Below are 8,328 nucleotides of genomic sequence, written 5' to 3' on the forward strand. Positions count from 1 at the left end.
GAGCGCCGGAGGCTTAGGCCCGCTCGAGCAGCGAGCCGCGCACCGGTCCCCAGTCGACCATCGCCCAACCGCGCGCCTGGGCCTCTGCCCGTAGCGCCGGCGAGGCATTGGCCGCCACCGCCTGCCCGCCGCTCGCCGCCGCAAGTTCGAGCAGCGGCAGGTCGGAGACATGGTCCGACCAGGCGCTGACCGTCGCCGCTTCCAGCCCGGCGGTCAGCAGCCACGCCTGCACCGCCGCCCGCTTGGCCTCGCCATAGCAATTGGCGCTGGCCAATTGGGGCAGCAGATGGTCGTCCGCCCAGTTGAACCGTGTCGCGATGACATGGTCCACGCCCAGCGCCGCGCCGATCGCCTCGGCATAATAGGCGTTCGAAGCGGTGGCGATCACCAGCCGCGCGCCCCCGGCACGCGCTTCGGCCAGTGCCGCGCCCGCACCGTCGAACAGTTCGTGCGCCACCACCTGCGCCGCATAGCGTGCCGCCGCCGCCCGCACCTGCGCGCCGGGCACCCGCCGGCCCATCGCCAGCCGCTGCGCCGCCGCCTTCAGCTCGCCGCGCCCCAGCCGCCCGGCACGATAGGCCAGCGCCGGCCCGGCCAGCAGCGGCAGCAGCGCCGCGCGCCACGGCGCCTCGTGACGCAGCCAAAATGCCAGCCAGCCGACCCAGGTGCCGCGCCGCGTCAACGTCCGGTCCATGTCGAAGATCGCTACCTTGTCGATCATGGCCTGCGACGTTTTCCCATCCTCACAACAGTCTCGAAAATACCGATATGCGCTGCATGAGCATCGCCGTCCCCTTTGTCGATACCAGTCGTCATCACCGCCCCGCCGACATGCGGGACCGGGTGGCCCGCGCCATCACGCTGGCCCTGCGCTTCATTGCCGACCGCTTCTTCTCGAATCGCTACGGCCACCGCGCCATCGTGCTGGAGACGGTCGCCGCCGTACCCGGCATGGTCGGCGCCACCATGACCCATCTGCGTTCGCTGCGCCGGATGGAGGACGACAAGGGCTGGATCCGCACGCTGATGGAGGAGGCCGAGAACGAGCGCATGCACCTGATGACCTTCATCGAGGTCGCCCAGCCCTCGGGTTTCGAGCGCTTCCTGGTCATGGCCGTGCAATGGCTTTTCTATGTCGGCTTCTTCGGCCTCTACGTCGTCAGCCCATCCACCGCGCATCGCCTCGTCGGCTATTTTGAGGAGGAGGCGGTGGTCAGCTACAGCCAGTATCTGGCCGAAATCGACGCCGGCCGTGTCGAGAATGTCCCCGCACCGCTGATCGCTCGCCGCTACTGGCAGCTGGCGGACGATGCCACCCTGCGCGATGTCGTCCTGGTGGTCCGCGCCGACGAGGCCCATCACCGCGACGTCAATCATGATTTCGCCAGCACGCTGGCCGGCCTGCCGACCAGCCCGGAGAAGATCGCCCCCTATCCGGCCAAGCTGTCGGTGGATCGGCTTGCCGCCTGACGCATACCCCCCTGCACAGGCGGCTTGCGCCCGGCGGGTAAATCCCCCACTCATCGCCGATGGTCTCTCTCGGCTTCGACCCGCCAGCGCTTGAGGGCGACGCGCGCACCCTGGCCTTCCGCGGCCGCCTGACTATCGCCCATGTCCAGTCGATCGCCGAACCGCTGGCCGAACTCCCGCCTGGCGGCAGCACGCTGGCCATCGATCTCACCGCCGTCGAACGCATCGACACCGCGGGCGCGCTGCTCGTCCACCAGCTGATGGCGCGCTGGCAGGCCGCCGGCGTCGATGTCTCGCTAGTCACCGAAGGCCCTGACGCACCCCGGCTGATCGCCGAGGTCGCCAAGCATGACGACGCCCGGCCGGTGCCGCCCGAACCACAAAACAAGATGGTCCAGCGCCTCGAACGGATCGGCCGCGCCACCGTCGACGGGCTGGCCGGCGTCGTCGGCTTCCTCGCCTTCATCGGCCAGACGCTGGTTGTCCTCGGCAAGACCCTCGTCGGCCGGCGGAAACTGCGCTGGAACGCCTTCATCCACCAGTGCGAGGCGATCGGCGTCAATGCGCTCGGCATCATCGCGCTGCTGCTGTTCCTCGTCGGCGTCGTCGTCGCCCAGCAGGGCGCCACCCAGCTCCGCCAGTTCGGCGCCGACATCTTCGTCGTCAACCTCATCGGCCGCGCCACCATGCGCGAGCTCGGCATATTGCTCACCGCGATCATGGTCGCCGGCCGCTCGGCCTCGGCCTTCGCCGCCCAGATCGGCTCGATGAAGCTCAACCAGGAGGTCGATGCGCTGGAGACCATCGGCCTGTCGCCGATCGAGGTGCTGGTCATCCCGCGTGTGCTGGCGATGGCGCTGATGACGCTGGTCCTCGGCTTTTTCGGATCGGTCTGTGCCATTGTCGGCGGCGGCGTCTATGTCTGGCTGGCGCTCGACATGCCGCCGGTCACCTATATCGGCCGGCTGCAGGAAGTGGTGCTGATGTCCGATTTCGTCATCGGGCTGATCAAGGCGCCGGTCTTCGGCCTCGTGATCGCGCTGCAGGGCTGCTACCAGGGCATGCAGGTGCGCGGCAACGCCGAGGATGTCGGCGCCCGCACCACCCGCGCCGTCGTCGAATCGATTTTCATGGTCATCGTCCTCGATGCCTTTTTCGCCGTCTTTTTCTCGGCACTGGGCTATAACTGACCGATGCAGACGCCGCCGGACCTTTCACCAATCCTGCCCGACGATGCCGATGTCGCCATCCGCGTACGCGGCCTCATAACCGGCTTCGATGATGTCATTGTTCATGACCAGCTCGATCTCGATGTCCGCCGCGGCGAGATTCTCGGCGTCGTCGGTGGCTCCGGCACCGGCAAGTCGGTGCTGATGCGCACGATTATCGGCCTGCAACAGCGCCGCGCCGGCACCATCGAGGTGTTTGGCGACGATCCCGAGACGCTCGACCGCCAAGACGACCGCAAGCTCCGCCGCCGCTGGGGCGTGCTGTTCCAGGACGGCGCGCTGTTCTCGTCGCTCACCGTCGCCGAGAACATCCAGGTGCCGATGCGCGAATTCCTTCAACTGCCCCAATCGCTGATGGACGAGTTTGCCGCGCTCAAGATCGGCATGGTCGGCCTACCCCCCAGCGCAGGCGCCAAATTCCCCTCCGAGCTATCCGGCGGCATGAAGAAGCGCGCCGGACTCGCCCGCGCGCTGTCGCTCGATCCGCTGCTGCTGTTCCTCGACGAGCCGACCGCCGGCCTCGATCCGATCGCCGCCGCCGCCTTCGACGATCTCGTTCGCGTGCTGCGCGACACGCTGGACCTCAGCGTGTTCCTGATCACCCATGATCTCGATACGCTCCACGCCACCTGCGACCGGGTCGCCGTGCTGGCGGAGAAAAAGGTGATCGCCTGCGGCACGATACCGGCGCTGCGCGCCTTCGATCACCCCTGGGTGCAGGAGTATTTTTCCGGCCCACGTGGACGCGCGGCAATTAAGCCGGCAGAGATAGCGGCCTGATGGAAACCAAAAGCAACTATGCAATCGTCGGCGCCGTGGTGCTGGCCATTCTCGTGGCGCTGTTCGCCACCATATTGTGGCTGTCGAACTACAGCGGCCGCGACGAGAAGCAGTTCGACATCCTGTTCGACCAGGCGATCACCGGCCTCTCGGCCGGCTCGCCGGTCGCGTACAACGGCGTGCCCGTCGGCTCGATTCAGGAGATCAAGCTTGTGCCGGCGTCACCCGGGCTGGTTCGCGTTCGCATCGCCGTCGACCGCTCAGTGCCGATCCGCCAGGGCACCGCCGCCACCATCGAGGGCGTCGGCTTCACCGGCGTCAGCCAGATCCAGCTGACCGGCGGCGCCCCCGGAGCCGGCGAGATCACCCGCCCCGGCCCCTATGGCGCGCCGCTGATACCGCCCAGGCCCGGCGCGCTCGGCCAGCTGCTGGCCAGTGCGCCTGAGCTGCTGAAGAATGTCTCCCTGGTCGCCAGCCGCCTCGCCGAGCTTCTCGACACGGAAAACCGTGACAGCATCGGCCATATCCTGAACAATCTCGACCGGCTGACCGACGCCCTGGCCGACCGCGGCCCGGAAATCGCCGCCACGCTGACCGAGGCCCGCGCCACCCTTGCCGCCGCCACCGGCGCCATGAAAAAGGTCGACAGCCTCGCCGGCAGCGCCGACACCTTCCTGCGCGAAGACGCCAAGCCGATGGCCACCAACCTCGCCGCCACCCTCAAGTCCGCCGAACGAACGATGAAGCGGATCGATGAATTGACCGAGAAGATGACACCCGCCGTCGACGAGCTGTCGGCCGAGACCATCCCCGAGGCCAGCCAGCTGATCCGTGAACTGCGCGCCCTCACTGCCGAACTCAACGTGTTGGCAACGCGGCTCGAGGAAGACCCCGCCGGCGCCATCTCGGGCGGCCGCCAGCTGCCCAACTATGCCCCGCCGGGCGACGGCAAGAAATAAGGCAGAGCCATGCGCATCACCCACCCCACACCCGCCCTGCTGGCTCTGCTGCTTCTCGCCGGCTGCGGTCCGTTGGTCCAGATCGGCGCCGGCGGTGCGCCGCCCGAATCGCTCCTCGTCGTCGAATCCTCGTCCCGCCCCACCGCCACCCCCAATGCGCTCGGCATGACCCTCGCCGTCGAGCTGCCGCAACTCACATCGGTGCTGCAGACGCTGCGCCTGCCGGTCCGCACCACCGACAGCGAAATCCGCTACCTGACCGGCGCCAGCTGGGCCGAAACCCCCAGCCGCCAGTTCCAGCGGCTGATCTCTGACACGCTGGCCTCGCGCGGCATGGCGATCCTCGATCGCAGCCAGGCCAGCACCCGTCCTGTCGCCAGCCTGTCCGGCACGCTGCGGGACTTCACCCTCGATGTCCGCAACCCCGCCCAGGCCATCGTCATCGTCCGCTACGATGCCCAGCTCGCCAAGCCCGGTAACCCCAAGCCGATCGCGCTCCGCCGCTTCGAGATGACCGAGCCCGTCGCCAGCCAGAGCCCGCCCGAGGTCGCCGCCGCCCTCGGCCGCGCCGCCAATCGCCTCGCCGCCGAGCTCGCCGACTGGACCAGCGCCAACCTCGGCGCCTGAGAACTTTATGAAGACCACCCAGCCCCGCCAACACCACACTGGCCTGCCCTATCGGCCCGGCGTCGGCGTGCTGCTGATCAACCCGGCCTCGCTGATCTTCGTCGGCCAACGCCTCGATGCCAAGCTGGAGGCCTGGCAGATGCCCCAGGGCGGCATCGATCCCGGCGAAGACCCCGCCACCGCCGCGCTGCGCGAGCTGGAGGAGGAGACCGGCGTCCCGCCCCACCTCGTCACCATCCGCGCCGAAACCCCCGAATGGCACCATTACGACCTGCCCGACGAGATGCTCGGCACCGTCTGGAAAGGCCGCTACTGCGGCCAGCGCCAGAAATGGTTCACCCTCGATTTCCTCGGCCAGGACAGCGATATCAACATCGCCACCGCCCACCCCGAGTTCAAGACCTGGCGCTGGGCCGCCGCCGAGGAGCTGGTAGATCTCGCGGTGCCGTTCAAGCGGGACCTCTATGCCGATATTTTGAAAATCTTGTTGTAAAGGGGCCTCCGGCGGGGGGGCTTGCCCCCGGACCCCATGAACAAGCCTGTTCGCAGCGACGACCGTCATCGCGGCGGGGCTAACCCCTTAATGGGGTCTGGGGGCCGAACCCCCAGCCGCCGGAGGCCCTAGATCAACCCCGCCAACGGGCTCGACGGGTCGGCATAGCGCCGCCGCCCCATCCGCCCCGCCCTATAGGCCAGCCGCCCCGATTCGATCGCCAGCCGCATCGCCCGGGCCATCAGCACCGGGTCCTTGGCCTCGGCAATGGCGGTGTTCATCAGCACCCCGGCGCAGCCGAGTTCCATCGCCACGGCGGCATCGGACGCGGTGCCGACGCCGGCATCGACCAGCACCGGCACGCCGGCATTCTCGATGATCATCCGGATGGTGACCGGGTTCTGGATGCCGAGCCCTGAGCCAATCAGCGAGCCCAGCGGCATGATGGCGCAGGCGCCGAGGTCCTCGAGCTTTTTCGCGGCGATAGGGTCGTCGGCGCAATAGACCATCACGTCGAACCCGTCCTTGACCAGGATCTCGGTGGCACGGAGCGTCTCGGCCATGTCCGGGTAGAGGGTGCGGCTTTCACCGAGCACCTCGAGCTTGACCAGGTTCCAGCCGCCAGCCTCGCGCGCCAGACGCAGCGTCCGCACCGCCTCGTCGCCGGTGAAGCAGCCGGCGGTGTTGGGCAGATAGGTATATGTCTTCGGGTCGATGAAGTCTGTCAGCATCGGCGCCTTGCGGTCGGTGACATTGACCCGGCGCACGGCGACGGTGACGATCTCGGCGCCCGAGGCTTCGAGCGCGGCGGCATTCTGGGCGAAGTCCTTATACTTGCCGGTGCCGACGATCAGCCGCGAGCGGAAATGCCGCCCGGCCACCGACCAGCCATCATCATCGTCATGGTCACCGCCGCCGACGAAATGCACGATCTCCAGCCGGTCCCCGTCCTCGATCGTCACATCGCTGAAGGTCGAGCGCGGCACGATCTCCAGGTTGCGCTCCACCGCGACATGCTCGGCCGGCAAATCGAGCTCGGCGAGCAGGGCGGCAATGCTGAGGCCGGGCGCCAGCGGCCGGGGTTCGCCGTTGAGCTGGATGGCGATACGCGTGGTCAACTTGTCCATGCCCCTCCCTTTGCCCGGCCCCGTTGCGCGCGGCAAGCGCGACCTGTATCGCAGGATACATGAGCGCCTCCCTCGTCATGGTCCTGAACGGCCCCAATTTGAACCTGCTCGGCAGCCGCGAGCCGGAGATTTACGGCCATGACACGCTGGACACCATCGCCGAGGCGCTGGAAGCGCAGGCCGAAACCCTCGGGCTGGAGATCGACCTCCGCCAGTCGAACCACGAGGGCCATCTCGTCGACTGGCTGCAGGAAGCCGGATCGCGCGGCTGCCTCGCCGTCATCCTCAATGCCGGCGCGCTGACCCACACATCGATCGCCATCCATGATGCCATCAAGGCCATCAATGTGCCGGTGATCGAGGTGCATCTGTCCAATCCGCAGGCGCGCGAGCGCTTCCGCCACAAGAGCTGGATTGCGCCGGTGGCGCGCGGCAGCATCTGCGGCTTCGGCGCGCGCGGCTATGCGCTGGCGCTGGACGCCGCCGCCGGCATGCGGCAATAGCCAGTTTCGTCGGCAGCGATGCCGGTTCAAGAAGGGGTTGATGATGCCGCAAGGCGAAGAGTCGGAAAATCGGATGCAGGTCGACACGAAGCTGGTGCGTGAACTCGCCGAGCTGCTCGATACCAGCCACCTGACCGAGATCGAGGTCAAGGACGGCGAACGCTCAATCCGCGTCGCCCGCACCGTCACCGCCGCCCCGGTGAATTATACCGCGCCCGCACCGACGGCCGGCCCGTCCACCGCCGCCCCCGCCTCGGCCGCCGCTGCCGCCCCCTCAGGCGACATCGACTGGAAGTCGCACCCCGGCCTGGTCAAATGCCCGCTGGTCGGCACCGCCTATCTGACCCCCGAGCCGGGCGCCGCGCCGTTCATCACCGAGGGTGCCGACGTCAAGGCCGGCCAGACGCTGATCATCGTCGAGGCGATGAAGGTCATGAACCCGATCACCGCCCCAAGAGCTGGCAAGGTCGTCAAGATCCTGATCCGCTCGGAACAGCCGGTCGAATATGACGAGCCGCTCGTGGTGATCGAGTAATCCGGCCCGTGTTCAACAAGGTCCTCATCGCCAATCGCGGCGAAATCGCGCTTCGCGTCCATCGCGCCTGCCGGGAGATGGGCATCCGCACCGTTGCCGTGCACAGCACTGCCGATGCCGACGCCATGCATGTGCGGCTGGCCGACGAGGCGATCTGCATCGGCCCGCCCTCGGCGACAGACAGCTATCTGAACATCCCCGCCATCATCTCGGCCGCCGAGATCGCCCAGGCCGATGCCATCCATCCCGGCTATGGCTTCCTGTCGGAGAACGCTCGCTTCGCCGAGATCGTCGAGCAGCACAACATCGTCTGGATCGGCCCGGACCCCGAGCATATCCGCAAGATGGGAGACAAGGTCGAGGCCAAGCGCACCGCCGCCGCGCTCGGCCTGCCTTTGGTCCCGGGCTCGGACGGCCCGCTGACCAGCATCGAGGAGGCGCTGAAGGTCGCCGACCAGATCGGCTATCCGGTGCTGGTCAAGGCGGCGTCCGGCGGCGGCGGGCGCGGGATGAAGGTCATACCCGATGCGGCTTCGCTGGCCGGCCTCGTGGCGCAGGCCAAGCAGGAGGCCAAGGCTGCCTTTGGCGACGACACCGTCTATCTC

11 protein-coding genes are annotated in these 8,328 nt (G+C 67.9%); 9 read left to right on the plus strand and 2 right to left on the minus strand.

What is annotated here, in order from left to right; genetic code table 11:
- Positions 1-13 precede the first annotated feature (13 nt).
- Complete coding sequence (locus ACTIFJ_RS03125) at positions 14-721, minus strand: HAD family hydrolase (RefSeq protein WP_439532627.1); 708 nt, start codon at positions 719-721, stop codon at positions 14-16.
- A 56-nt stretch (positions 722-777) separates the two neighbouring features.
- Here ACTIFJ_RS03125 and ACTIFJ_RS03130 point away from each other — a divergent pair, with 56 nt between their 5' ends.
- From ACTIFJ_RS03130 to ACTIFJ_RS03155, 6 genes are read left to right on the plus strand one after another with little or no spacing between them, the layout of a single operon-like run.
- A complete protein-coding gene (locus tag ACTIFJ_RS03130; protein WP_439532628.1) occupies positions 778-1,470 on the plus strand; it encodes an alternative oxidase in 693 nt (230 codons plus the stop codon).
- 59 nt (positions 1,471-1,529) lie between these two features.
- Entirely contained in the window at positions 1,530-2,660 is a 1,131-nt protein-coding gene (locus ACTIFJ_RS03135; RefSeq protein WP_439532629.1) for an ABC transporter permease, read from the plus strand.
- 3 nt (positions 2,661-2,663) lie between these two features.
- Positions 2,664-3,479, plus strand: a complete 816-nt coding sequence (locus tag ACTIFJ_RS03140) for an ABC transporter ATP-binding protein (protein WP_439532630.1) — start codon at positions 2,664-2,666, stop codon at positions 3,477-3,479.
- Positions 3,479-4,438, plus strand: a complete 960-nt coding sequence (locus tag ACTIFJ_RS03145) for an MlaD family protein (RefSeq protein ID WP_439532631.1) — start codon at positions 3,479-3,481, stop codon at positions 4,436-4,438. The genes ACTIFJ_RS03140 and ACTIFJ_RS03145 overlap by 1 nt, the downstream gene beginning before the upstream one ends.
- A 9-nt stretch (positions 4,439-4,447) precedes the next feature.
- A complete protein-coding gene (locus ACTIFJ_RS03150) occupies positions 4,448-5,065 on the plus strand; it encodes an ABC-type transport auxiliary lipoprotein family protein (RefSeq protein ID WP_439532632.1) in 618 nt (205 codons plus the stop codon).
- A 7-nt stretch (positions 5,066-5,072) separates the two neighbouring features.
- Entirely contained in the window at positions 5,073-5,558 is a 486-nt protein-coding gene (locus ACTIFJ_RS03155; protein WP_439532633.1) for an RNA pyrophosphohydrolase, read from the plus strand.
- Positions 5,559-5,686: 128 nt separating this feature from the next.
- Here ACTIFJ_RS03155 and thiS read toward each other — a convergent pair whose 3' ends face one another.
- Positions 5,687-6,685, minus strand: coding sequence for a sulfur carrier protein ThiS (thiS, locus tag ACTIFJ_RS03160; RefSeq protein ID WP_439532634.1), 999 nt, complete (start codon positions 6,683-6,685; stop codon positions 5,687-5,689).
- 59 nt (positions 6,686-6,744) lie between these two features.
- Here thiS and aroQ point away from each other — a divergent pair, with 59 nt between their 5' ends.
- From aroQ to ACTIFJ_RS03175, 3 genes are all read left to right on the plus strand, one after another.
- Positions 6,745-7,188, plus strand: coding sequence for a type II 3-dehydroquinate dehydratase (gene aroQ / locus ACTIFJ_RS03165; protein ID WP_439532635.1), 444 nt, complete (start codon positions 6,745-6,747; stop codon positions 7,186-7,188).
- 73 nt (positions 7,189-7,261) lie between these two features.
- Positions 7,262-7,723, plus strand: a complete 462-nt coding sequence (gene accB / locus ACTIFJ_RS03170; RefSeq protein WP_439532636.1) for an acetyl-CoA carboxylase biotin carboxyl carrier protein — start codon at positions 7,262-7,264, stop codon at positions 7,721-7,723.
- An 8-nt stretch (positions 7,724-7,731) separates the two neighbouring features.
- Positions 7,732-8,328 (plus strand): biotin carboxylase N-terminal domain-containing protein (locus ACTIFJ_RS03175; protein WP_439532637.1); only part of this gene is annotated, 597 nt, incomplete at its 3' end.

The sequence above is a fragment of the Polymorphobacter sp. genome (assembly GCF_051860865.1).
GTDB lineage: Bacteria > Pseudomonadota > Alphaproteobacteria > Sphingomonadales > Sphingomonadaceae > Sandarakinorhabdus.